The 24,020-nt window shown below is 51.4% G+C and carries 26 protein-coding genes; 12 read left to right on the plus strand and 14 right to left on the minus strand.

Going from position 1 to position 24,020, the window contains the following annotated elements; genetic code table 11:
- Positions 1–40: 40 nt before the first annotated feature.
- The gene (gene xseA, locus NQD60_RS08430) at positions 41–1,285 is read right to left on the minus strand and encodes an exodeoxyribonuclease VII large subunit (RefSeq protein ID WP_257100453.1); all 1,245 of its coding nucleotides are present in this window, start codon (positions 1,283–1,285) and stop codon (positions 41–43) included.
- Between the two features lie 296 nt (positions 1,286–1,581).
- Here xseA and lpxK point away from each other — a divergent pair, with 296 nt between their 5' ends.
- From lpxK to adk, 4 genes are all read left to right on the plus strand, one after another.
- Positions 1,582–2,604, plus strand: coding sequence for a tetraacyldisaccharide 4'-kinase (lpxK, locus tag NQD60_RS08435; protein WP_257100454.1), 1,023 nt, complete (start codon positions 1,582–1,584; stop codon positions 2,602–2,604).
- Positions 2,585–2,791 (plus strand): Trm112 family protein, encoded by a 207-nt coding sequence (locus NQD60_RS08440; protein WP_223692534.1) that lies wholly within the window; start codon positions 2,585–2,587, stop codon positions 2,789–2,791. The genes lpxK and NQD60_RS08440 overlap by 20 nt, the downstream gene beginning before the upstream one ends.
- 16 nt (positions 2,792–2,807) lie before the next feature.
- Positions 2,808–3,659 (plus strand): 3-deoxy-manno-octulosonate cytidylyltransferase, encoded by an 852-nt coding sequence (gene kdsB, locus NQD60_RS08445; RefSeq protein WP_257100455.1) that lies wholly within the window; start codon positions 2,808–2,810, stop codon positions 3,657–3,659.
- 78 nt (positions 3,660–3,737) lie between these two features.
- On the plus strand, positions 3,738–4,406 hold the full coding sequence (gene adk, locus NQD60_RS08450) for an adenylate kinase (RefSeq protein ID WP_257100456.1): 669 nt from the start codon (positions 3,738–3,740) through the stop codon (positions 4,404–4,406).
- 38 nt (positions 4,407–4,444) lie between these two features.
- Here adk and murJ read toward each other — a convergent pair whose 3' ends face one another.
- Positions 4,445–5,995, minus strand: a complete 1,551-nt coding sequence (gene murJ, locus NQD60_RS08455) for a murein biosynthesis integral membrane protein MurJ (protein WP_257100457.1) — start codon at positions 5,993–5,995, stop codon at positions 4,445–4,447.
- A 161-nt stretch (positions 5,996–6,156) separates the two neighbouring features.
- On the opposite strand from murJ, the gene rpsT reads away from it, so the two are divergent.
- On the plus strand, positions 6,157–6,444 hold the full coding sequence (gene rpsT, locus NQD60_RS08460) for a 30S ribosomal protein S20 (RefSeq protein WP_257100458.1): 288 nt from the start codon (positions 6,157–6,159) through the stop codon (positions 6,442–6,444).
- 236 nt (positions 6,445–6,680) lie between these two features.
- Here rpsT and NQD60_RS08465 read toward each other — a convergent pair whose 3' ends face one another.
- Complete coding sequence (locus NQD60_RS08465; RefSeq protein ID WP_257100459.1) at positions 6,681–6,905, minus strand: hypothetical protein; 225 nt, start codon at positions 6,903–6,905, stop codon at positions 6,681–6,683.
- Complete coding sequence (locus NQD60_RS08470; RefSeq protein WP_257100460.1) at positions 6,895–7,212, minus strand: WD40 repeat domain-containing protein; 318 nt, start codon at positions 7,210–7,212, stop codon at positions 6,895–6,897. The genes NQD60_RS08465 and NQD60_RS08470 overlap by 11 nt, the downstream gene beginning before the upstream one ends.
- 313 nt (positions 7,213–7,525) lie before the next feature.
- Here NQD60_RS08470 and NQD60_RS08475 point away from each other — a divergent pair, with 313 nt between their 5' ends.
- Entirely contained in the window at positions 7,526–8,464 is a 939-nt protein-coding gene (locus tag NQD60_RS08475; RefSeq protein ID WP_257100461.1) for an NAD(P)-dependent oxidoreductase, read from the plus strand.
- Between the two features lie 42 nt (positions 8,465–8,506).
- Positions 8,507–9,787 carry an FAD-dependent oxidoreductase gene (locus tag NQD60_RS08480; protein ID WP_257100462.1) on the plus strand — a complete coding sequence of 427 codons (1,281 nt, stop codon included), beginning with the start codon at positions 8,507–8,509 and terminating at the stop codon, positions 9,785–9,787.
- Between the two features lie 24 nt (positions 9,788–9,811).
- On the opposite strand, the gene NQD60_RS08485 is transcribed toward NQD60_RS08480, so the two are convergent.
- Positions 9,812–10,126 carry a DUF3579 domain-containing protein gene (locus NQD60_RS08485; RefSeq protein ID WP_257100463.1) on the minus strand — a complete coding sequence of 105 codons (315 nt, stop codon included), beginning with the start codon at positions 10,124–10,126 and terminating at the stop codon, positions 9,812–9,814.
- A 190-nt stretch (positions 10,127–10,316) separates the two neighbouring features.
- Between NQD60_RS08485 and argF the strand changes: the two genes are divergently transcribed.
- Both argF and NQD60_RS08495 read left to right on the plus strand, forming a co-directional pair.
- Positions 10,317–11,246 (plus strand): ornithine carbamoyltransferase, encoded by a 930-nt coding sequence (argF, locus tag NQD60_RS08490; protein ID WP_257100464.1) that lies wholly within the window; start codon positions 10,317–10,319, stop codon positions 11,244–11,246.
- Positions 11,247–11,264: 18 nt separating this feature from the next.
- Positions 11,265–12,491: an argininosuccinate synthase gene (locus NQD60_RS08495; protein WP_257100465.1), complete on the plus strand. Its 1,227-nt coding sequence runs from the start codon at positions 11,265–11,267 to the stop codon at positions 12,489–12,491.
- 38 nt (positions 12,492–12,529) lie between these two features.
- Here the strand turns inward: NQD60_RS08495 and NQD60_RS08500 are convergent, their stop codons facing one another.
- The 5 genes from NQD60_RS08500 to murB all read right to left on the minus strand — a co-directional run bounded on the left by NQD60_RS08500 (position 12,530) and on the right by murB (position 17,834).
- Positions 12,530–13,675 carry an acyl-CoA dehydrogenase family protein gene (locus NQD60_RS08500; protein ID WP_257100466.1) on the minus strand — a complete coding sequence of 382 codons (1,146 nt, stop codon included), beginning with the start codon at positions 13,673–13,675 and terminating at the stop codon, positions 12,530–12,532.
- Positions 13,659–15,257 (minus strand): amino acid adenylation domain-containing protein, encoded by a 1,599-nt coding sequence (locus NQD60_RS08505; RefSeq protein WP_257100467.1) that lies wholly within the window; start codon positions 15,255–15,257, stop codon positions 13,659–13,661. The genes NQD60_RS08500 and NQD60_RS08505 overlap by 17 nt, the downstream gene beginning before the upstream one ends.
- Positions 15,257–15,511: an acyl carrier protein gene (locus NQD60_RS08510; RefSeq protein WP_257100468.1), complete on the minus strand. Its 255-nt coding sequence runs from the start codon at positions 15,509–15,511 to the stop codon at positions 15,257–15,259. Before NQD60_RS08510 ends, NQD60_RS08505 begins: the two co-directional genes overlap by 1 nt.
- 35 nt (positions 15,512–15,546) lie before the next feature.
- Entirely contained in the window at positions 15,547–16,500 is a 954-nt protein-coding gene (locus tag NQD60_RS08515) for a 3-oxoacyl-ACP synthase III family protein (protein ID WP_257100469.1), read from the minus strand.
- A 308-nt stretch (positions 16,501–16,808) separates the two neighbouring features.
- The gene (gene murB, locus NQD60_RS08520) at positions 16,809–17,834 is read right to left on the minus strand and encodes a UDP-N-acetylmuramate dehydrogenase (RefSeq protein ID WP_257100470.1); all 1,026 of its coding nucleotides are present in this window, start codon (positions 17,832–17,834) and stop codon (positions 16,809–16,811) included.
- A gap of 179 nt (positions 17,835–18,013) precedes the next feature.
- Here murB and NQD60_RS08525 point away from each other — a divergent pair, with 179 nt between their 5' ends.
- Entirely contained in the window at positions 18,014–18,499 is a 486-nt protein-coding gene (locus tag NQD60_RS08525) for a YajQ family cyclic di-GMP-binding protein (RefSeq protein WP_257100471.1), read from the plus strand.
- A gap of 48 nt (positions 18,500–18,547) precedes the next feature.
- On the opposite strand, the gene plsY is transcribed toward NQD60_RS08525, so the two are convergent.
- Complete coding sequence (gene plsY / locus NQD60_RS08530) at positions 18,548–19,159, minus strand: glycerol-3-phosphate 1-O-acyltransferase PlsY (RefSeq protein WP_257100472.1); 612 nt, start codon at positions 19,157–19,159, stop codon at positions 18,548–18,550.
- A 157-nt stretch (positions 19,160–19,316) separates the two neighbouring features.
- On the opposite strand from plsY, the gene NQD60_RS08535 reads away from it, so the two are divergent.
- Entirely contained in the window at positions 19,317–20,963 is a 1,647-nt protein-coding gene (locus NQD60_RS08535; RefSeq protein ID WP_257100473.1) for a class I adenylate-forming enzyme family protein, read from the plus strand.
- Here NQD60_RS08535 and ppa read toward each other — a convergent pair.
- The 3 genes from ppa to NQD60_RS08550 form a co-directional block, all read right to left on the minus strand.
- On the minus strand, positions 20,932–21,459 hold the full coding sequence (ppa, locus tag NQD60_RS08540; RefSeq protein ID WP_223692573.1) for an inorganic diphosphatase: 528 nt from the start codon (positions 21,457–21,459) through the stop codon (positions 20,932–20,934). The two genes, NQD60_RS08535 and ppa, sit on opposite strands and share 32 nt — an antisense overlap.
- A gap of 116 nt (positions 21,460–21,575) precedes the next feature.
- Positions 21,576–22,511 carry a site-specific tyrosine recombinase XerD gene (xerD, locus tag NQD60_RS08545; RefSeq protein ID WP_223692574.1) on the minus strand — a complete coding sequence of 312 codons (936 nt, stop codon included), beginning with the start codon at positions 22,509–22,511 and terminating at the stop codon, positions 21,576–21,578.
- Between the two features lie 126 nt (positions 22,512–22,637).
- A complete protein-coding gene (locus NQD60_RS08550; RefSeq protein WP_257100474.1) occupies positions 22,638–23,120 on the minus strand; it encodes a methylated-DNA--[protein]-cysteine S-methyltransferase in 483 nt (160 codons plus the stop codon).
- 398 nt (positions 23,121–23,518) lie between these two features.
- Between NQD60_RS08550 and NQD60_RS08555 the strand changes: the two genes are divergently transcribed.
- Complete coding sequence (locus NQD60_RS08555) at positions 23,519–24,019, plus strand: CCDC90 family protein (protein ID WP_257100475.1); 501 nt, start codon at positions 23,519–23,521, stop codon at positions 24,017–24,019.
- Position 24,020 lies beyond the last annotated feature (1 nt).

Raw genomic sequence — 24,020 nt, forward strand, 5'->3', positions numbered from 1 at the left:
TTAATTAATCATTTTAGGCGACTTAGTCTATACGAGCAAATTAGAACGCGACTTCCGAGCGCAGCTGTACCCGAGTCAGCTCAACATCTGCGCTGCCCTGCGCTAAATGAACCACGATCTGAGACATCTTTGCCAAAATGGCCGGGGAGCGTATCGCGTGCTGGCTGCGGGGGTCTAGTAAAGCAGCATACCCTCGCTCTAAGGTGCGCTGTGGGCTTAAAAGCTCGAGCTTCGCGGCCGCTTCACGCAGCGTTGCGCACCGCTGTGCATGCGGCTGCGCAAAGGCCATGGCTAAACGCGTAGCTTGCTGCTGCAGTTGACTTTGTTGCCGCCGCAGTCGCTCAGCCGGGTTCAGTAAGCCACGTGCTAGCCAATCCAACTGCTGTGCACGCCCTTCAACTAAACGCGCACAAGCACGCATCAGCTGTCGCCGAGATTGCTCAAGCTCGCGCAATAACATCTCACGGGCCGGACTCACCAGTTCAGCCGCGCCAGTTGGAGTGGGTGCGCGTTGATCAGCCACAAAATCCGCAATCGTAAAATCAGTTTCATGGCCGACGCCACTGACAATAGGTAAGTGACTGGCCGCAATCGCACGCGCTAAAGTTTCTTCGTTGAAGGCCCACAAATCTTCCAGTGAGCCGCCTCCGCGGCAAATAATCAGCAGCTCAACTTCAGCCCGCTGATTGGCACATTCGATCATTTTGGCTAGTTTAGCAGCTGCCTCTACCCCTTGTACTGGAGATGGATACACAATGACAGACAGATGCGGTGCGCGACGTCTAAGGGTGGTTAAAACATCTTGTAGTGCAGCCGCTTGCAACGACGTAACAATACCGATCGTTCGAGGGTAAGAAGGCAGCTCTCGTTTTCTTGATGCTGCAAACAATCCTGCGCTTTCAAGTTTTTGCTTAAGTTGTAAAAAAGCCTCATAAAGCTGGCCTTGCCCGGTGCGACGAATGGATTCAATCTTGAGTTGGACTTCACCTCTTGGTTCATAGACTGTGACCAATGCCCGTACTTCAATCCGATCTCCATTCGCCGGCACAAACGACATTGACTGCGCCCGCATACGGAACATGACACAACGAATCTGAGCCGCGCTATCTTTCAAAGAAAAATACCAATGGCCGCTTGCCGCACAGGTAAAGTTCGACACTTCACCCGCCACCCAGATGAGCGGAAATGTCCGTTCAAGGGCCGTGCTTATTGCACCATTTAATGCCGACACAGAAAGAACCGTCTCGCCACCATTTGACACTGGCCAACTGCTTTTAATTTCCATATATCTTTTGGTCGATTGAGATCATTTGCTATATCGCATATTTTATAGTGACATACGTGAAGTTACCTATTTATCGAGAACAAACATTACAAATATTACATACAACACGCATTTTACGTATAATTTTTTACGTCAACCTGTCTATCCATTGCGGTATTGACCAGCAATGTTAGCGATTTTAAAAAAATCCTGGACTTACCGTCGATAAACCTTGCTAAATCTAAGGTATTTAAGCGATATCGTACTTAAGCGCTATCGCGATCAGTTCACTGAAATTAGGATGGCTCAGCATAGATATGCTAAAAAACTGGAAGCTGCATCTCGAACACTATGTATGGCGTGAATGGCAACGTAGAGGTTTATTTTCTTGGGCGCTATGGCCATTGTCTTACCTATTCGGCATCATCGCTGCGTTACGGCGAGCAAGTTTTACCTCCGGCTTACGCCGGGTTGAGCGTATGTCTGTGCCAGTCATCATTGTTGGCAATGTCACCGTTGGCGGTACCGGCAAAACCCCTGTCGTGATTGCTCTGATCGACGGATTGCGCCGTGCAGGGTTTAATCCAGGCGTTATTTCACGGGGCTATGGTGCGCAGATTAAAGCACCACGTGCAGTCAGCGCGCAATCCGACGCGGCTGAAGTCGGCGACGAGCCGCTTTTAATTGCCCAACGCACAGGTGCACCAGTATGGGTCTGCCCTGATAGAGCCGCTGCCGCACGCGCATTATGCGCAGCACATCCAGAGATTGATTTGATCATCAGCGATGACGGCTTACAGCACTATCGGCTCGCCCGTGCAGTCGAATTGGTGGTCTTCGATCAGCGGCTCGGCGGGAATGGTTTACTCTTACCTGCCGGCCCATTGCGCGAACCGATGTCCCGCCGGCGCGATGCAACCTTGATTAACAGCCCCTCTCCTCATGCATTACCGAGTTGGCCAAACACTTTTACGTTAAACTTGACCACCGGAGCCGCCTGGCATTTAGATAACCCATCTTTGCGCCGACCACTGAGTCAATTTGTTGACAAACGCATCTTGGCCGCAGCGGGTATTGGTGAGCCCGAACGTTTTTTTTCAACTTTGCGCACGCAGGGTCTCACCTTAACAGCGACACGGGCGCTGCCCGATCATTTTGCTTATAGCGCTAATCCGTTTATCCATACATCCGCTGAAATCATTCTAATTACCGAAAAGGATGCAGTAAAATGCCAAGGTTGGCGTGATGCGCGGCTGTGGGTTGTTCCAGTTGATGCTACGCTTGATTCACGCCTCCTGACCCTTATTACAGAGAAAGTCCGTGGATCCTCGTTTACTTGAAATTCTGGTGTGCCCATTATGCAAAGGCGCACTCACTCATGATCGTGCGGCGCACGAATTGATTTGCCATGTTGATAAACTCGCTTACCCGATTCGCGACGGCATTCCCGTGATGATTGTTGAACAAGCTCGCCAAACCGTCGAAGGCAAGCTGCTTGAACCGGTAGCCGTTAGCAAACCTGAGTAATCAATATATTCTTCAAATGCGTGATCTCGCTGGCTCTAGCGCAGTTAATGCGCTCGCCCCTCAGCCTTTTATCGCCGTCATCCCGGCTCGGCTAGCGTCCTCCCGCTTGCCTGGCAAAGCGCTACTTGAGATTGGCGGGCAACCGATGGTCGTGCATGTTGCCAAGCGCGCGCGTGCAGCCGGCGCGCAACAGGTGATTATCGCCACCGATACACAAGCCATTATCGAGGTTGCGCACCAATATGGCTTTCAAGCTGTACTCACGCGCCAAACTCACCTGTCTGGCACGGATCGATTAGCTGAAGTGGTTGAGCATTTTGGGTGGAGCGACGAGACAATTGTGGTCAATACGCAAGGTGACGAGCCTCTGTTAGAACCGGCACTGATACAAAGTGTCGTCGCCCATCTAGCCAGTCAAAAAGACTGCGCCATCGCCACCGCGGCGCACCCGATCACGGATCCCTCAGAGATATTTGATCCTAATGTGGTTAAAACCGTGCTTGATATAGGTGGCCGCGCGCTTTATTTTTCACGCGCACCGATTCCATGGGCGCGCGATGCGTACCAGGCCCACTGGCCCAATCTGCAAGCGCTGCCAAGCCCGCCCTGCGCCATCTATCGGCACATCGGTTTATATGCATATCGTGCCGCTTTTTTGCGCCGCTTCCCACATTTAGCCGCGGCGCCGCTTGAAAAAGCTGAGGCCCTTGAGCAATTACGCGCACTCTGGCATGGCGAGCGTATTGCGGTGCTGATCACAGACCAAGTACCCAGCGCGGGTGTTGATACGCCAGCGGACCTTGCTCGTGTGCGCAAGCTCTTTCAAGCTACGCAAAATGCGCGCCCTAATTCAAGTCAAAAAACTTAAGCCAAGCAACCATGGCATAATCAGTTGTTTTTACATATTGCGTAGCGCAATAAACCACACTATTCGGAGAATCACATCATGCGTTTGATCCTGCTCGGCCCCCCTGGCGCAGGCAAGGGTACCCAGGCAAACTTTATCCGAGAAAAATTTGGCATCCCGCAAATTTCGACCGGTGATATGCTCCGCTCCGCGATCAATGCAGGAGCACCGCTTGGCCTCAAAGCTCGCGGCTTTATGGATGCTGGAGAGTTGGTGCCAGATGAACTCATCATTAGTTTGGTCCAAGAGCGCTTACAGCAACCCGACTGTGCCAACGGCTATCTTTTTGATGGCTTCCCACGCACCTTGCCCCAAGCTGAAGCAATGCGACACGCTGGCGTGGCGCTTGACTATGTGGTTGAGATCGATGTGCCATTTGATGAAGTTATTTTGCGCATCAGCGGGCGCCGCGTGCATCCCGCCTCGGGCCGCAGCTACCATATAAAATTTCAGCCACCCAAGGTGGCAAACCAAGACGATGTCACAGGTGAGGCGCTTATTCAGCGCAAAGATGACGAGGAAGAGACGGTCCGCAAACGACTGTCTGTCTATCTCGAGCAAACCAAACCATTAGTCGATTACTACGCTAATTGGGCGAACCGCGTTGAAAACAACAATAGCCCAATTTCAGCGCCCCAATACCGGCGCATCAGCGGGCAAGGCAGCGTTGACGAAATTCGCCAGCGGATTTTTGATGCGCTGCAATAAAAACAAAATCAATCAATAACGTACAGATGCGGAATCCATCACCGCATCTGTCGTTTGAACCAAGTGTAGTTGAATCCCAACAGCCACAATATCGCAAAATAAACCGCTGCCACACTTATCAAACTGAGCGCCAGCAAAGCCATCCTTAAGAGCGGCGAGGCACCTAGCTCAATCCAGTCAAAACGCTGGCGGAACCACCACAGGACACCCGCCAAGACCGAACAAGCCAAAGCCAGTTGCGCAAAAAAGCGCCCCCAACCCGGCGATGGCGTATAAAAGCCCTTTTTACATAAGCCAACAAAAAGCAGTAACGCATTGATACATGCGCCAATTCCGATCGACAATGACAACCCCATATGGGCAAAAAACGGCACGAAGAAATAATTACACAGTTGCGTCATGGCGAGCACAAACAAGGCGATTTTGACAGGCGTTTTGATATCTTGCTTGGCATAAAAGCCTGGCGCGAGAATTTTAACCAAAATCAACCCAACCAGCCCAATTCCATAGGCACTTAAAGCACGGCTCACCATCGCGACATCAACTGCGCTAAAACGGCCATAGTGATACAGCGTTGCAATCAGCGGCTCAGCATAAATGAACAGCGCAATTGCGCTCGGTGTCGCGAGCAAAAACGTCAACCTTAGGCCCCAATCAAGCAACGCTGAATATTCAACGGCATCCGCTTCAGTATGCGCCTGCGCCAAACTTGGCAGCAAAATGGTGCCCAGCGCCACGCCTAATAAAGCACTTGGGAACTCCATTAAGCGATCCGCGTACGATAACCACGAAACACTGCCTGACGCTAGCCTTGATGCAATATTGGTATTGACTATCAGACTAAGTTGTGCAACCGATACCGCAAAAGTAGCCGGCAGCATCTTCGCCAGGATTCTCTTAACGCCAGGGTGCGCCAATGCCTTCAACGGATGAACGCTAATTTTTGGCAGCATGCCAAGTTTTGCCAGCGCCGGCAATTGCACGGCCAACTGCAAAACACCCCCAACAATCACCGCAAAAGCAAGCGCATAAATAGGCGTGTCCAGGTAAGGCGCAACCCATAGCGAGGCCACAATAAAACTCAGATTAAGCAAAACCGGAGCCACTGCCGGCAGTGAAAAATGCCGATATGTATTCAGTACGCCAGAAGCCAGCGAAGCCAGCGAAACCAATGCAATGTAAGGAAACATGACGCGTGTCATAAACACGGCGGCAGAAAACGCATGCGCATCTGCTTGCAGCCCGGTTGCAACCCCCCAAATAACCCACGCAGCCCCGCTCACCCCCAGTACCGATAGCAGCACAAGAATCCATAGTAATACCGTCGCGCTCGCGTCGACTAACGCTTTAGTCGCTGCCTGGCCTTGCTGGTTCTTGAATTCGGCTAAGATGGGCACAAAGGCCTGCGAAAAGGCCCCTTCGGCCCACAAGCGGCGAAGTAAATTCGGAATTCTGAAGGCGATATTAAACGCGTCGGTATATAGACTGGTTCCAAATGCGCGGGCGAACAGCATTTCACGAACTAAGCCAGTGATCCTCGAGAGCAAGGTAAATCCGCTCACCGTGAAAAGCGTTTTAAGTAGATTCATGTGGCAATATTATACGTAGCCTAGAAAGCCGATTTCGCTAAATTTGCTAATTTTATGCAGGCCTTGTTATAATCGCCGATTCTAGAAACTCCCGTCATTTTCCGATTCCGTTTGTTTGCGTCGGAAATCCTACGGTTGAACAGACACAAAAAGGAATTGTCATGGCTAACTCTGCACAAGCTCGCAAGCGCGCTCGCCAAGCCGCTAAAGCTAATTCTCATAATTCTGCTTTGCGCTCAAAACTGCGCACGGCAATTAAAGCTGTTCGCAAGGCTATTGCAGCTGGCGACGCAAGCAAAGCGAATGAGGTATTTAAACAATCGTCGAAAACGCTCGATATTATTGCCGACAAAAAGCTCGTGCATAAAAACAAAGCAGCTCGTCACAAAAGCCGTCTGGCTGCTGCAGTGAAGAGTTTGTCTGTGCCAGCAGCAGTTGCTGCTGAATAACAAAAAGAGAAATAGCGGTCACTCTCAATAAGAAAGTACCGCAATCCCTTATTTGGTATTAGGTGAGAGTCGCAACCCTCACCTTGTTTTGCATGGCTTTTGCACTCTAGCTAGGTATAGCAACCGGTCATTGAAAAAAGCAAAAGCCCGTAATCCAGCATATCCATACCCGGATCGGCTACGCCCGCCGCGGTTACCTACGGCAGGTCAAAGCAGCAACGTAGACTATTTCCACTTCAAGCAGCAAGCCTAGGGTTTATGTCGCGGTTTGATGGCAGCTTGAGTTTAGATGCCACGGATGCCATGCTGATTAGCGTCTTGCTCGCCTCGCCCACAGCCCCACACTGCTTTAAGAGTTGCTTATTCGCCGCGCTTAAGCCTTTCACATCTTGGATAGAGGTATCTGTCGCGGTAAGCACTTCATGCGTCGAACTCCAGCACAAAAGTGCCTTATATTTCATCTCCCTCTTTTATTACCTGCCATTGCCGTACTGATTTATCTTCACTGCCGGTCACCAAATAGCGGCCGTTGGAAGGCTTTTTCCAAGCGACGCTCATCACTAGTCCGTTAAAATCGGCGACCACCATCTGGCACCGACCGGTTTCTGCGTCCCACAGTCGCACTGTAGGGTTGCTACTGCCAGAGGTGGCGATCTGATCACCTGTCGGCGAATACACGACGCTACTAACACCACTGCTATGGCCGCTTAAGGTATGGCAGGAAGCATCCGTTTCAACGTTCCACCGCACTATTTGATTGCCTCTCATCAATCACTTGGCCGAAATCTCTGCCCGTCTTCAGTCACGCCCTGGATAAAATATTCACTTGGTGACGCTTTGATCATGGAAAAAACTGGCAAATTTCGGTGTAAAGCAGTTGTGATTATAGAGTAGAAGCAAGCTACATCACTTCGAGTCATAGCTTGTGGAGATGCAGGAAAAATGACAAGATAAAAAAAGTGCGCTCGCTAGTCGTCTGTGATAATCTTCAAGTCAAGAGTAGGCACATACACTCTTAGTACGAAAAGTAAAGAAAAATTGGGCAGAAAACTATTTCAAATATTATTTTTGGTATAAGACAATGCATAAAGATAAAATTTTGATTACGGGATCCAAAGGGCTCATTGGCAATGCTCTTAAAAAGAGTTTAGAAAGATTGGATATTCAGGTTATAGGAATAGATATTGATTATCCAGTTCATCATGAGGAACATGGAGATATACACGACCATCATTCATTTAAAACATTAGCTGCTGAATGCGTAGGCATTGTGCATCTAGCGGCCGTTTCCAGGGTTATTGCTGGTGAGAAAAATCCCGAGCTTTGCTGGGAAATGAATGTAGATGGAACCCATAATATACTTAAATCAATAAGTAATTTACCTAATAAACCCTGGATTATTTATGCCAGTAGCCGTGAAGTTTACGGTCAGCAAACTAAGTTGCCGGTTAGTGAGGATGCTGATTTATTACCGTTAAATATTTATGCGCGTTCTAAGGTTGCTGCTGAAAAATTAGTAGCGGAATATCGTGAAAATGGCTTACAAACTGCGACTGTTCGTTTTTCAGGTGTCTATGGATCAACCGATGATCATATTGACCGGGTTATTCCAGCTTTTTGTCGTGTGGCGGCATTAGGAGGCACCATGCAGATTGAAGGGAGAAATCATACTTTTGATTTCACACATATTGACGATGTGGTTGATGGTTTGATAAAAGTCATTAACAAATTACAGGATGGCTGTATAGATTTACCCACTGTGCATTTTACAAGTGGCCAAGCTATAACCTTATGGAATTTGTCAGAATTAGCAAAAAGCTTCAGTTTAATTCAGGTTAAATATATTGAGGTCCCACCCCGCACTTTTGATATATCTAGTTTTGTTGGCAATACTGAGCTTGCGAATTTAGTATTAAATTGGCAGGCAAAAGTTCCGCTTCAAGATGGGATTGGTAAATTGATTTACCAATACAGGCAAACGCCCAGTATCAAGGGCCAGCACAAGATTGCTCACGGATAACTTACAATAATAATAGCAAACCTATTTAGGAGCCTGAGGATCATGGATAGCGATTATGTAGTGATTGGAGGCGGCTTCGCTGGCCTGCATTGCGCCAAGAGCCTAGCCGATGTAGGTTTTCAGGTTACCCTCCTTGAAAGTGCCAACAAACTGATGGATGGCGCCACTCGCCACAACATGGCGAGGATTCACCTTGGCTGGCACTACCCAGGAAGCCTCGAAACAGCGCTGGAATGTATACCTGCGGCCTTCGACTTTCTTAAGGATTTTAGTGATGTCCTGCTCAAACCCAAAGTGGGTTCTTTTTCTCCATTCAAAAATGGCTTATGTGCTCTTGCCGCCAATTCGTTCACAAGTAAAACAGAGTGGCTAGCAATAGCAGATTCCCTACGCTCTTGTTATGCTCAGGAGTTTACGAAACACACATCAAATTTCGGTGCGCCCGAGGATTTTTACCGAGTGCTTGACGAGAGAGAATGGCGGCACATCTTCAACCCCAACACAATACTGTCGGTCGCCAGCACGCTAGAGCATTTTGTGGACCTTCCTGCGCTAAGCGCTAAGGTGATAAGCGCAGCGCAGAGTCATCCGAACATTTCCATACTAACCAACCATGAAGTGCTTGAAGGATACCCCATCACGGCAAACGGCAAAGAAGCTGTCAGATTGCGCGTGCGAACGGGTGATGGTTCCATTCGGAACTTCAGCGCCAACCGCGTGCTCAATGCCAGTTGGGCCTCGCGCAGAAAACTCGACGCTAGTATGGCGTGCCATCTCAAAGTTGACGAGCCCGCTAGCGTCACATACCGGCTGCGGGTTATATCAAGGGTGCAACTTGCAGGCGATCTTATCACCTTGCCATCTTTGATTACTGTACACGGCCCACTCTTTTCTTTCACGAACTGTGGAGATGGAACCGCGCTGATGATGTATGAACCGGTGTCAAATGCCACCAGTGAGAACAGCATACCCAAAGAATGGCTGCCGATGATTTCTGGCAATCTGCCAAAATCAGAACAGGCAGATTTAGCTCAATTAATTAGCCACGGGGTAAGCCAATTTATGCCAGCGCTAAAAGGTGTTGAACCTATAAGCATAACCGCTGGCGTCGTTTACCACACCGGCAATGCGGATATGTATGACCTGAACTCAACAGTCCACCACCGCCTCGGAACTGGCGTCAAAGCTATCGCAGATAATTGGATTTCATTGGACAGCGGAAAACTATCCTGGATTCCAAGATATGCAAGACAGGTCGTCGAACTGGGTCAACGCCAATCGTCAGCGAGTGGTACAACTCATGCTAGCTGCTTTGATAAATAGCAACCGCTAGGCTAGCGCTTTAGACTATACGGAAGAATCGGGCAGCGAACACGCTTGGGTCACGACAAGTTGATTATCCTTCGCAAAATTCATCACGAAATCAAACGCCATCGGTTCAATTATGCGTAGCTGTTCATCGACAACCACGCATTTTAGATCGCCCACCATCACTGGCCGCACATAAAAAGAATATTTGAGCCGCGCGTTTGGGCCGCTGGCGCCAGGCCCAAATGACGACATCACACCGCATAATCGCTCAGGCCAATCACTTGGCCGAAATCTCTGCCCGTCTTCAGTCACGCCCTGGATAAAATATTCACTTGGTAACGCTTTGATCATGGAAAAAGCTGGCAAATTTCGGTGTAAAGCAGTTGCGATTATAGCGTAGAAGCAAGCTACATCGATCATTGTCTTAAGCAACGAAGACTCGTCAAATGCTCGCAAATCCTTTATGCTTTAATATACTCATTCAAAAAAGCAGCTATGCCGAGCGCACGCTAGCAGCTAATAAGGTTGTTGTATTTGCTCTATGAACTCAAAAAAAATTCGCCATTACCTGCAGTTTAAAGATTTTTCGCTTGATGAATACACATACGTGTTTGAACGCGCACGCTATTTGAAGCAAAAGTTCAAAAACTACGAAACCTATCATCCACTGCATGACTGCACGCTGGCGATGATTTTTGAAAAAAATTCGACCCGTACCCGGCTTTCGTTTGAAGCGGGTATCCATCAGTTAGGCGGCCATGCAGTCTTCATGAACACGAAAGACACGCAACTGGGCCGTGGCGAGCCGATTGAAGATGCCGCGCAGGTCATTTCGCGGATGGTCGATATCATCATGATCCGCACTTTTGGCCAAGATATCTTGCAACGGTTTGCCGATCATTCGCGGGTACCTGTGATTAATGGACTGACCAATGAATATCACCCCTGTCAAGTTCTGGCTGATATTTTTACCTATTACGAACGGCGCGAATCGATCTCTGGTAAAACCGTGGCATGGATTGGCGATGCCAATAATATGGCCTACACATGGGCTGAGGCGGCTCAAATTCTCGGTTTTAAACTGCGTATTTCAGCCCCGCCTGGTTACCAGCTTGAACGCGCACGCCTGAGCGCAGAAAATTTGCCTTGGATCGAAGAATACGATGACCCGTTTGCCGCCTGCGAAGGGGCTGATCTGGTGACCACGGATGTTTGGACCAGTATGGGGTTTGAGGCAGAAAACGAAGCTCGTCGACAGGCATTTGCACAGTGGTGCGTAAACGCAGAGATGATGGCGCAAGCGCACCCAGAAGCACTCTTTATGCACTGCCTGCCTGCGCATCGCGGCGAAGAAGTCACGGCTGAAGTGATTGACGGGCCGCAAAGCGTGGTTTGGGAGGAAGCAGAAAACCGCCTGCATGTGCAAAAAGCTTTAATGGAATTCCTCTTACTGGGCCGTATCGGTCATTAAATATATTTAAGATAAATTATGAGCACTCCCCCGAAAGTTGTACTTGCCTATTCCGGCGGCCTTGACACTTCCGTTATCCTTAAATGGCTGCAGGACAACTATGATGCCGAAGTCATTACCTTCACCGCCGATATTGGTCAAGGTGAAGAACTTGAGCCCGCTCGTAAGAAAGCCATACAGCTTGGCATTAAACCCGAAAATATTTTTATCGACGATCTGCGCGAGGAATTTGTCCGCGACTTTGTGTTTCCGATGTTTCGTTGCAACACCGTGTATGAAGGCGAGTACCTGCTAGGTACTTCAATTGCACGCCCACTGATTGCCAAACGGCAAATTGAAATCGCTCACCAAACGGGGGCGCAAGCAGTCTCTCATGGCGCTACTGGCAAAGGCAATGATCAGGTGCGCTTTGAGCTAGGCTATTATGCGCTTGAGCCCAATATTAAAGTCATCGCGCCTTGGCGCGAATGGGATCTGCTGTCGCGCGAAAAACTTCTCACCTATGCGCAGCAGGCGGGTATTCCAATTGAAATGAAGCACAAGCAAGGCGGTGCACCGTATTCAATGGACGCCAATTTGCTGCACATTTCTTATGAAGGCCGTCACCTTGAAGACCCCAAAGCACAGGCCGAAGCCGATATGTGGCGTTGGACGGTAGCGCCTGAGCAAGCGCCTGAGCAACCCTGCTATCTGGAGCTTGAATATGCACAGGGCGACCCAATTGCATTGAATGGTCAACGCTTGACGCCGGCCCAAATGCTGGCCGAGCTGAACCGGATAGGCGGCGAGCATGGCGTTGGCCGTTTGGATCTAGTCGAGAATCGCTATGTTGGCATGAAATCACGCGGCTGCTATGAAACGCCGGGCGGCACCATTTTGTTAAAAGGACACCGCGGCATTGAATCCATCACGCTTGATCGTGAAGTCGCTCACCTAAAAGATGATCTGATGGCCCGTTATGCGGCCCTAATTTATAACGGTTATTGGTGGAGTCCTGAGCGCCAGGCATTGCAAGTGCTGATCAATCACACCCAGCAAAACGTGAATGGCTGGGTGCGCATTAAGCTCTATAAAGGAAGTGCCAGCGTGGTGGCGCGTGACTCCAAGCAGACGCTGTTCGATCAGACGATTGCCACCTTTGACGATGATGGCGGCGCCTATGATCAGGCCGATGCGGGCGGCTTTATTAAACTCAATGCTCTACGCATGAGAATTGCCGAAAACGCACGGCGCCGGCGCTCGTAATAGGCTAGTGCCTAATCTTTACGCCGGACTGTGTCGGCTCACAAGCCGAGTTCGGCGGCGATGATGTTACGTTGAATGTCGGATGTGCCTGAATAGATGACTGATGCGATGGAGTCGCGCAGTCCTCTCTCAGTAGGGCTTTCGGCCAAGTAGCCTTGTGCTCCGTAGATCCGCAGTGCATCTATCGAGAACTTAGTGTACGTCTCGGAGACGAACAGCTTCGCACAGGCAGCTTCCAGCGTGGCGTCCTTGCCCGCGTCCTTGAGTCGCCCGACCCGGTAGACGAGTTCGCGCGCGGCATCCAGATTGACTTTCATGTCGGCGATGCGATGGGAGACGGCCTGATTTTTCCCAATGGGTTGGCCGAACTGGTGGCGTGTGCGCGCGTGGGTGATGCATGCTTCAAGGCGGCGGCGCATTGATCCTAACGCGGTGGCAAGAATGCATCCACGTTCGTGTTCCATGGCACTTTCGAAGACTTTGACGCCTCGTCCTTCCCTTCCCAGTATCGCATCGGCCGGGACACGGCAGTCCTTGAGCGTGATCCGGCCCATTTGTGCGGTGCGCAGCCCCATCTTCTCCAGCGGCGGGCTGAGATCTATACCCGGGTTCGTCGTCTCGACCAGGAATGCAGTCACGCCGAGTGGACCGAGCGTGGGGTCGAGCGTGGCGTAGACGACACAAAGATCGGCGATGGGGGCATTGGTAATGTAGGCCTTCGAACCGTTAAGGACATAACTGTCGCCGTCTCGCACAGCTTGAGTGCGCATGGAGAACACGTCAGAGCCTGCTTCGTCTTCCGTCGAGGCATTAGCACCGATCAGCGAGCCGGCCATAAGGCCAGGCAGAAAGCGCGAACGCTGTGCCGGTGTGCCGTGGATGGCCAGCGGCAGAGCTACGGTCCACAGGTGGGCGTTGAGCGAGAACAGCAACCCCAAGTCCTCGCTGCCGTACCCCAGGCCTTCCATGACCGCGAGAAGGTCTGACAGTGACGCTCCCGCGCCACCGCGGTCCTCGGGTATAGCCATGCTGATCAGTCCGAATTCTGCGCATCTTAGCCAGCCGTCCCGATGGAACGTGCCGGCACGGTCGGAGGCTGCGATGTCCGTGCTTAGCTGGTCGCGAGCAAAACGCGCGGCATCGTCGCGCAGCGCTATCCGTTGTTTGTCAAGTTTGCTTGGCATGGCATTGACGCTCTAGAAGTTGATAGTTGCTCTTACCCGTCGAGGTGCGAGGAAGGTCAGGGAGGTAACTGAAATGGTCGGGCACCATGTAACGTGCGAGCCGCTCGTAACAGAACTTGCTGAGATCCGCTGGCGAGACCGGGGCATCGCGAGCCACCAAAAATGCCGTGATGGCGGTATTCCCGTCGGTCTCGGAGTTGACTACTGCACAGGCCCTGAGTTGAGGGTGGACCGCAAGGCATGATTCGATCTCGTCCAGTTCGATCCGGTACCCATGGCGCTTGATCATACGATCGAGCCGCCCCAAGAAGATGTAGCCCTCGGCTGAAGAGCGAATCATGTCCCCGGTGTTGTACCAGCGTCTGCCGTCGAGGTGGAAGATTCGCTGGGCCGTTTTCTCGGGAGCATTCCAATAACCGCTGACAACAGAAGGCCCTGCGATACACAACAGGCCGGGTTCACCTTCCGGTACCGGTCGTAAATGCTCATCGACGACGATAGTGTCGCAGTGGTTACAAGGATGACCGATCGACAACGGTTCGACGCGGTCCGCCGGTATCGACGTGGGCACGCGGTAGAAGGTGCACACATTGGTTTCTGTAGGGCCATACAAGTTATAGTAGGCCGGTTCCGGCCACAGGCGTAGCAGCATGCGCAACTTCGTGATGGGAAACACTTCCCCGGCAAAGAGCACAAGCCGTAGCCGGTTCGGAGCAGGGCTGCGTCCATTGTGCTGTGCGGCCAGCATACTTAGAATTGCTGGGGCTGAGTACCAGACCGTGATCTCTCGGGTGGATATGAATCTGGCGAGATGACGTGGGCTCGCAGCAAGATCGGTGTCGATCAGGTGGATGCATGCACCGTTTTTCACGGAGACATAGATATCGAAGATCGACAGGTCAAAGTGGAATGGGGCGTGGCTGGATACCTGGTCTTCCGCCGTCACATTGAAGGTCGCGGAGGCCCATTCGACGAAGCTCACCGCGTTGCGCTGGCTTATTGCTACGCCTTTCGGTGTCCCCGAGGAACCGGAGGTATAGAGGATGTATGCGAGCCGATCCGCATCCGGCATGCTGCGCGGGTAGGCGTGCCTCTCCCCGTGTAGTATGTCCAGCGTCTGCCAATCCTCAAGCGGGTTATTCGTCTCCTCATTACCTGGCTGCATCACAACCACGCGAGGTCCGAGTTGGGGTGCGGCTTGAGTCAGATGTAGCGCTGATTCGGGATCGGTGAAGATGACCCGAACATCGCAATCGCCGAATACGGTGGATGCACGCGTACCTGAACTGCCGGCGTCTGCGGGTACGTACGTCGCGCCCAAGCGGAGCACGCCGAAGATGGCCGCAAGAGTCTGGGAGCTTTTGCGCATGAAAAGCCCCACACGATCACCTGCGACAACGCCTCTCCGGTGGAGAAAAGCCGCGATCCTATCCGCCGCAGCGGAAAGCTCTCCGTAGCTTAGCGCCGATCCGTCAGAATCGACGACCGCGCGAGCACCAGGCTGTCGCGTCGTGGTGTCGTCTAAGTATCGCGCCAAGTCCGCCGATGGCTCGGGCTGTTCCGGCGGCATAATTTCGTGCATTATTTTTCAACTCCCGACAGCTTTTCATCGACGTAACGCGCGATCTCGCAAATCGTGGTGAAACGCGTCCTCGGATCACTAACACCGACCATGATGTCGAATTCATCCTCCACGAACGAGACCAGGCGCATGGTCGCCAAGGATGAAAGGAGCCCTGCCTCTGCCAGATTCAGGTCATCAGAAATATCTGAGCCATGTCCTTTCAGGATATCGTTGATCACAAAAGCACGGATTTTGAGCAAGGGGTTAGACATGAGGTTCTCCTCTAATGGTAATGGGCGATGAATATTCACTGTGGATTTGTCGGATTGATGACCAAGGCATCTTCTGGAGGTGCGGCCAGGACGACATGTGGCCAGCGGAATACGGCTGCGGAGGCCTCGGCTTGGCCGCCGAATCCATACAGCAGTACCATGTTGCCGGGTTTGATGCGGCCATCAGCTGCCGCGGTATAGGCGTTGAACGGCATCAGCACCGGCCCGATATTGGCGACCTGCGGGAAAGTGTTCACCACCCGGTCGTGCTCGAGGCCCAACGCATTCGCGGAAAACTCTGCATGCCAAGCCGTCGGCGTGTTCAGCACGACGGTATCAATATCCTTCAGCTCAAGCCCAGCCTTCGCCAGCGCTCCCTGAGTCGTATGCACAAGATACGGCTCAGCCGTGACACGCAGCACATGAGATATGGAAGGATCCATGCGCAAACGGATCCTCTGCCCTCCGGGTGTGGCTCCCGATGAATCCTCGACCGCGTCCATTAGCCAGGTCCCGCAGGTCTTGCCGGTGTGCAGAGATTCCGCCCCCAACAAGCCGAACCCGCTTTCGACCGGCCCGACCAGAAACGCCGCCGAGGCATCCCCGCACAGCCGTAACGTGACATCGTCAGCTTCGATCGCACGCGATAGTCGGGACGTCGTGACGACCAGAATCCGTTCTTTCAGACCCGCCTGCACCCAGGCGCACGCCGTCAACAATGCCGACATGGATCCGCCGCAGGTCGCTTCAACGTTAAACGCTCCGCCACCTGTGCCCAGTGCCTGCGCCAAATACCCTGCATCGCCCGAGCCGACCCGATCGGGGAACATCGACACCGCGATTAGGCAATCCACCTCATCCGGTGACACACCTGCCGCGCCCAATACTCGACGCGCCGCTTTAACCCCGAGTTCTACAGTCCCTTCACCATTCGTCACGACCCGGCGTTCGACGCTGCCGAAAAAGGGATCATTCAGATAACGTTCCATGGCCACATCGTACGGGTTGACCCTCCGACGCTTGGACGAACCACTCGACGTCGATGCTATGACTGATGGTTCGGTTTTCTGCGGTGGCGAAGCCTCTTCACTCCACCAAGCATTTGTACGCACTCCGTCCGGTAAATGGACAGCTAGTGCTTGAATTCCTACTGACCGCATACAATCTCTTCAAACAATCAAAAACAAAACAAAAATAGCGCCTGCCAGAGCGCATTCATCGAGTTCATATCAGGGAAACAATCGGCAAGATATCGGCTTGAGTCAATTCCTGTCCACGAAAAGTGGACAACTTCACATTATATAACGGTGGGTTCCAATTCAAGATGCACGCCAAACCGTGCATCTACATCACGCTGAATTGCGCCCGCCAGTTCAAGTATGTCTTGACCTTGTGCGCTCCCCTTATTGATCAGCACTAACGCATGCTGCGCATGAACCGCTGCCGGCCCAAGCCCACGCCCTTTCCAACCGCACTGTTCAATCAGCCAGCCGGCGGCCAGCTTGACGCGCCGGTCGGGCTGGCGATAGGCCACAATATCTGCTTCGCGCGCCAGTAATAAATCAAAATCCTCAGCGCTGACCGCTGGATTTTTAAAAAAGCTGCCTACATTGCCAATCTCAGCCGGGTTAGGGAGCTTAGCGCGGCGAATCGCCACCACTGCCTCAAAAATATCACGCGGCGTCGGTTGAACGCCATTCATACCTGCGACTGAGAATTGTCGAGCAAGGTCAGCATAATCACAGCGCGGCCGCCATTTTTTCGGCAAACGGAACGTCACCGAGGCAATCACAAAACCTCCGCGTCCCTGTTGTTTGAAAAAACTATCGCGATAAGCAAACCCGCAATCAACCTTATCAAACACAACGGTTTTGCCCGTCGACAGTTCAATCGCACTCAGGGTAGCAAAATGCTCAGCTATTTCCAGACCATATGCGCCAATATTTTGGACTGGCGCGGCCCCCACTAGACCAGGAATCAGCGCAAGATTTTCTAGGCCAGGCCAACCTTGTTCGAGCGTCCAAGCCACAAATTCATGCCAATTCTCACCAGCGCCTGCTTCCACAAACCAAGCCTGCTCATCCTCGTGTACTAAACGCCGGCCCTTCATGCTGATTAACCACACAATCCCGTCAAAATCGCCTGTTAACACGATATTGCTGCCGCCACCCAGCACCAAACGCGGCAAATCAGCGGTGCGGGGATCAACCAACGCCGCTCTAAGCATGGCTTCATTTTCGATGCGTAGCGCATAGCGCGCCTGCGCCTTAAAGCCGAACGTGTTGTGCGCCTGCAAAGCGTAATCGGTCATCAATTCAGACATAATTATTCAATCTACAGAAAAGCGATTTGAGCAAAATAGTCAGCCTCGGTAAAATAGTGCGTTATTCTAGGTTAGATTTTTTCATCGTTATCGCGCGTTTTGCGAAGCAGTGATTATAAGAGCTTATCTATCTGCCGTGGCTAACGCCACAACCCCTGTGTATTTTTCCGGAGAAATTCATGCCAACATTCGATATCGTTAGCGAAGCTAACTTAATTGAAGTCAAAAATGCAGTTGATCAAACCAACAAAGAAACCTCCACCCGTTTCGATTTTAAAGGATCTGATGCACGGATTGAGCAAAAAGAGGGTGAGCTCACCGCTTATGCAGATGACGATTTTAAACTCGGCCAACTCAAAGACATCTTAATTTCCAAAATGGCAAAACGCCAAGTCGATGTGCGCTTTTTGGATTACGGCAAGATCGAGAAAATCGGTGGCGACAAAATCAAGCAGCTTATCACGGTAAAAAAAGGCGTGTCAGGTGAACTGGCTAAAAAAATTGTCAAACTCGTGAAGGACAGTAAACTTAAAACACAAGCGAGCATTCAAGGCGACGCCGTACGCATCTCTGGCAATAAACGAGACGACTTACAGGCAGTCATGGCGATGTTGCGCGACGAAATCAAAGATACGCCCCTCGACTTTAATAATTTCCGGGATTAAGCCCACCCTTTAGACGCTCTGCTTGATTAAGGCCGCTTTTCGTTAGAGTTATTTCTGACCAATCCGGCCTTCCTTACCGGCTAATAGATTTTTTATATTTGAGCGATGGCGGTAAATTAACAGCAGACTCATTGCCAGCACGGCCACTGACCTGGTATCAAAGCCAAACATAAATACTTCATACAGCGGGGCAAAGACGGCGGCGACTAGCGCGGCGAGCGACGAATAGCGGAAGAAAAACGCCATTATCAACCAACTCGCAGCCGTTGCCAGGCCGAGAATAGGATGGATAGCAAATAACACGCCAGCCGCCGTTGCGACCCCTTTGCCCCCTTTAAAGCGGAAAAATATCGGTAGCACATGCCCCAAAAATACGGCCATGACCGCTAATCCAATCGCCTCATTACCCACGCCGTATTGGCCGCCGAGATAATGGACAAACCTCGCCGTCAGCCAGACTGCCAACCAACCTTTAAATGCATCGCCAATTAAAGTGAGCACCGCGGCCAGTGTATTGCCACTGCGCAGTACATTGGTCGCCCCAGGGTTTTTCGAGCCATAGCTGCGTGGATCTTGCAACTTCATGGCCGCACTCACGACCACAGCAAAAGAGATTGAACCGATCAAATAAGCCAAAACTGCGATAAGTAGATAAATCATAAATCTGCTTTTTAAAAAAGGGGAAATCAACCGGAATTAACTTCGGATAGAATTGGACACTATTGTACCGAAGCCATCCGCACCGATTTGCTAAACTATTAGGAATGCCTCATTAGAGGTTGATCCAGCCAACTTATGCTCCAGTACTACACACCTCATGCAGCGCACGCATAACCCCTCGCCAAGCGACTTTGATAAGACTGAGTCGATCCAAGCTCTGCTCGCCAGTTTGCCTCAGCGGATTGATGAGCTGCCTGAGCGTATAGCGCAGCATCATCCGGCAGCGCCGGCACTCATCGAAAATACTCGCCGCCTGAGCTATGCGGACTTGCGTGACGCCATCAATGCAATGGCGCAGCAACTTCGCCTAGCGGGCGTGCAGGCAAACGATCGGGTCATGATGATCAATGAAAACTGTATCGCGTTGATTGTACTGATATTCGCGACCACCCGACTCAACGCCTGGCCACTGCTCGTTAATGCAAGGCTAACCAGCGCTGAGATTGAGCAGATCCGTGCTCACGCAAAGCCGTGTCTGACGGTATACACGACTGAGGCCTCTCCCTCGGCACAACAGCATGCTAAACACGACCACGCGTGGAACGCCTCCTGTGTAGCGTTTGACATTGGCGCACTGGCTTTTTCAAAGGCCGCTGCCAGCCCTCTTGGCCTGAACCCTTCGCTCACACCGCATGACCCGGCGCCTAGTGCAGCAAACCCCACTACAGATTGTTCGCAACAGTGCGCCGCACTCCTCTACACGACAGGTACAACAGGTGCCCCGAAAGGGGTGATGCTGTCGCACCACAACTTACTTTTTATTGCGGCAGTCTCTAGCACGCTCCGTCACGTTACGGCTAATGACATCGTCTATGCCGTGCTACCTGTCTCGCATGTGTATGGACTTGCCTCTGTCTGTCTCGGCACATTATTCGCCGGCGCAGCCTTGCGGCTCGCCCCCCGCTTCTCGCCTGAAGCCGTTTGCCATGCGCTAGCGCATGAGGGCATCACGATTTTGCAAGGGGTGCCAACCATGCACGCCAAACTCATCGAATATGCACAGGCGCACCCCGAGCACTGGCATACGCCACAGCTACGCTTTGTTTATTCAGGCGGCTCGCCGCTTGATGCCACTCTTAAGAGGCGCGCTGAAGCGCTCTACGCTATGCCGCTACATAACGGCTATGGCATGACCGAAAGCAGTCCAACGATTGCACAAACCAGACTGAATGCCCCGCCGGCCGATACTTCAGTTGGCCCACCCATTCCAGGCCTGCAAGTGCGGATTGTCGCGGCCGACGGGGCCATCCTCGAACAGGGTAAAGTCGGTGAATTATGGGTACGAGGCCCCAATGTCATGCTTGGCTATTACCGTGATGCGATTGCAACCCAGGCCGCGGTGGTTGACGGTTGGCTCAAAACCGGCGATCTAGCCCGCCAGGATGCCAGCAACGCATTACATATCATTGGCCGCTGCAAAGAATTAATCATCCGTTCCGGCTTTAATATTTATCCGGCTGAGATTGAACAGGTTTTAAATAGTCACCCAGATGTCATGCATTCAGCAGTAATTGGACGGCCGCTATCAGGCGATGAAGAAATCATCGCCTTTGTTGAGCTTAAACCAGGTATCTGCGCAACGCCGCAAACCTTCGCCAGTTGGTGCGCTACGCGCCTGGCGCCGTATAAGCAACCGGCTGAAATCCGCCTGCTTAAAGCATTACCCACGGCCGCCACAGGGAAGATCTTGAAGCGTACATTGCATCAGCTGTTTACTGACGATAGTTCGCCACCCCTTCGCTAATTTCACGGTGCGCTGCATCCAAGCCTTGCCAGCCTTCCACTTTGACCCATTTGCCTTTTTCCAGCGCTTTATAGTGCTCGAAAAAATGCTTAATTTGATCTTTTAAATAAGCCGGGACATCTTCAATGGTTTTAAGGTCTGCGGTCATTGGACAAACCTTATCGGCGGGGACCGCAATTAATTTTGCATCCACCCCCGACTCGTCCGTCATTCTTAGCATGCCAAGCGCACGGGCACGGACCAGCGAACCCGCCAATAAAGGAAAAGGTGTCAGCACCAGCACATCAACCGGGTCGCCATCACCTGAGAGCGTTTGCGGAATAAAGCCATAATTCGCTGGATAACGCATCCCCGTGCCGATAAAACGGTCAACCACCAGCAAACCGAACTCTTTGTCGGCCTCATATTTCACCGGCTCGCTTTGCGCTGGAATTTCGATAATGACATTGAAATCAGTGGGTAAGTCTTTACCGGCGGGAATGTGATTGAAACTCATGAATTTTCCTGTTTAATATTGAAGGGATTGCAGAAAGGACTGACAACTGCAATGCGTTTAACTATTGGCTCGCGAAAAACTGAATTATAGCCATTAACCCATCAGCCAGACATAGGTTAGCCGCGCGGATGATGCAATGCATGCAGCACGCTCAACCGTTCACGTGCAACATGCGTGTAAATCTGCGTCGTTGAAATATCGGCGTGACCCAGCAACAGTTGCACAACCCGCAAATCCGCACCATGATTGAGCAAATGAGTCGCAAAAGCATGTCGCAATGTATGGGGAGACAAGGGTGCATGAATCCCGGATAGATGCGTATAGTGTTTAATGATGTGCCAAAACTGCTGACGCGTCATACCCGCGCCGCGCACAGTAATAAACAGCGCATCAGCAGCAGGTCGGGCCTGCAATAGCACGGGCCGCGCCGCGCGCAGATAGTGCTCAATCCAGCCTTGCGCTTCTGCGCCAAACGGCACCAACCGCTCTTTCGAGCCTTTGCCTAAGACCCGCACAACCCCATCGTTCAGACTAACGTCTACCGTCTTGAGCCCAACCAGTTCAGAGACGCGCAAACCGCTTGCATACATCAACTCAAGCATGGTTCTATCGCGTAAACCCAACGGCGTGGTCAAATCCGGCGCCGCCAGCAGCGCTTCAACTTGAGCCTCAGATAAAGTCGAGGGAAAACGCATGGGCTGTTTGGCCATGCGGATTTTCAAGGTAGGATCAAGCATCAGCCGGCGCTCGCGCAAAGCCCAAGCACAATAGCGTCGAAAGACCGAGAGCCGCCGATTGGCAGAACTCGCTTTATCTGCCCTGCGCGCAGCGATATAAGCGCTTAACTGGGCCTCGCTAGTTTGATCAAGCATGGTTGCCTCGTGCTCAGCCAGCCACTCCGCAAACAGCCGTAGGTCACGCCGATACGCCTCCAGCGTATTTTTCGCCAGCCCATATTCAAGCCATAAAACATCGCAAAACGTATCGATTGCAGCCAAACTAGCGCTCAAAACCATTGAGTCGGCTGGCAGCGGTTTGATCTCTGAGTTCATCACTATTTGATCGTCATCACGGGCGCTTCATCCTTGCCATAAATGGGCGGTTCGCCGCACATTTAGGTCACTAACTAAGTCATACACGGTCATAAAATAAAGCTATTTAGAATAGGCTCGGTTGAATCAATAATGAACCCCTTCATGCGCTAGCAGCCAGCGTTTCACGGTACGGAAATAGCCATCGCCACCATTATGCGCAAAGCCACCGATGCCAGTTGAGCCAACCACCCGGTGGCAAGGAATCACTAATGGAAAATAATTGGAGCCGCACGCCTGCCCGACCGCGCGCGGCGCACTACCAATGGCGCGCGCGAGCTGCCCATAAGTCATCACGGTCCCCGGCGCAATTTCACTAATCGCTTGCCATACACGGCGCTGGAAAACGCTGCCCACTTCGGCAAGCGGCAGATCAAAGGCAGCGCTAGGCTGTTTAAGATAGCGTTCGATTTGGCGTACTGCTCGCCGCGCAAGCGCATTATTGGGCGGTATTTCCTGGGCTGTGATGGGCAAGTACACAATTTCACTTAGCGCATTTGCCTCTGTGCGGATACCCACTTTGCCAAATGGCGTAGCAAACACAGCATTAAACGTAGAGATTGCATGCATTAATTTAACCGCTCCTTTCAGTGCACAGACTGTGACACCCAACGCACCGATAAGACGTAAAGCGCACTTCTATATAAAGAAGCTTAACAAAACTCATCGCACCGTGGCAGAGAATCTAACGCAACTCCACTGATCAGGCATTTTCCCAAGAAAGCGTTAGGCTCTCATATTGACACGAATGATTGCTCTAAGAAGAAAAGCTTAGAATTATTGTCGGCGTCCTCCTTAACTTGCACTCATTTATTCACCATCTAAACTTTCTAAAAATCGCTTGTAATCCTTCACAAATGGTTTATAATTAACCCATATAGGTTAATTAAGGTTGGTTTGCTACACCCTATTGGATAGAACAGAAAATGGCACAAGTCTTAAACGTTAAAGAACTGAGGGAGCTCGCAATGTTTGTCACCGCTTTCGATACGCTAAAATTGGTGAAACGCCTCATAGGCATCGGCGCTTCACCTGCTCAAGCAGAAGCTGGAGTTGAAATACTCGCCGAAATCTTCGATCATAATTTGCGAGAACTCGCAACTAAAGAAGATTTACAGTGTGAAATTAATGGTCTGCGCAAAGATATCGATGTCAAACACGAATCCCTGCGTAAAGATATGGATATCAAGCATGAATCCCTGCGTAAAGACATGGATATCAAGCATGAATCCCTGCGTAAAGACATGGACACCAAGCATGAATCCCTGCGTAAAGACACGGACACCAAGCATGAATCCCTGCGTAAAGACATGGATACCAAGCATGAAACACTACGCAAAGACATGGATTTAATGGCGGAACGCTTTGACTCTAAATTGGAAAAATTCGGGCTTAATTTAACCATCAAACACGGCCTTATAACTGCCGCTATAATCAGCGCAGCCTCGGCACTCAATAAGATTTTTTAGC

The organism is Mycoavidus sp. SF9855, from assembly GCF_024582735.1.
In the GTDB taxonomy this organism is placed as follows: domain Bacteria; phylum Pseudomonadota; class Gammaproteobacteria; order Burkholderiales; family Burkholderiaceae; genus Mycoavidus.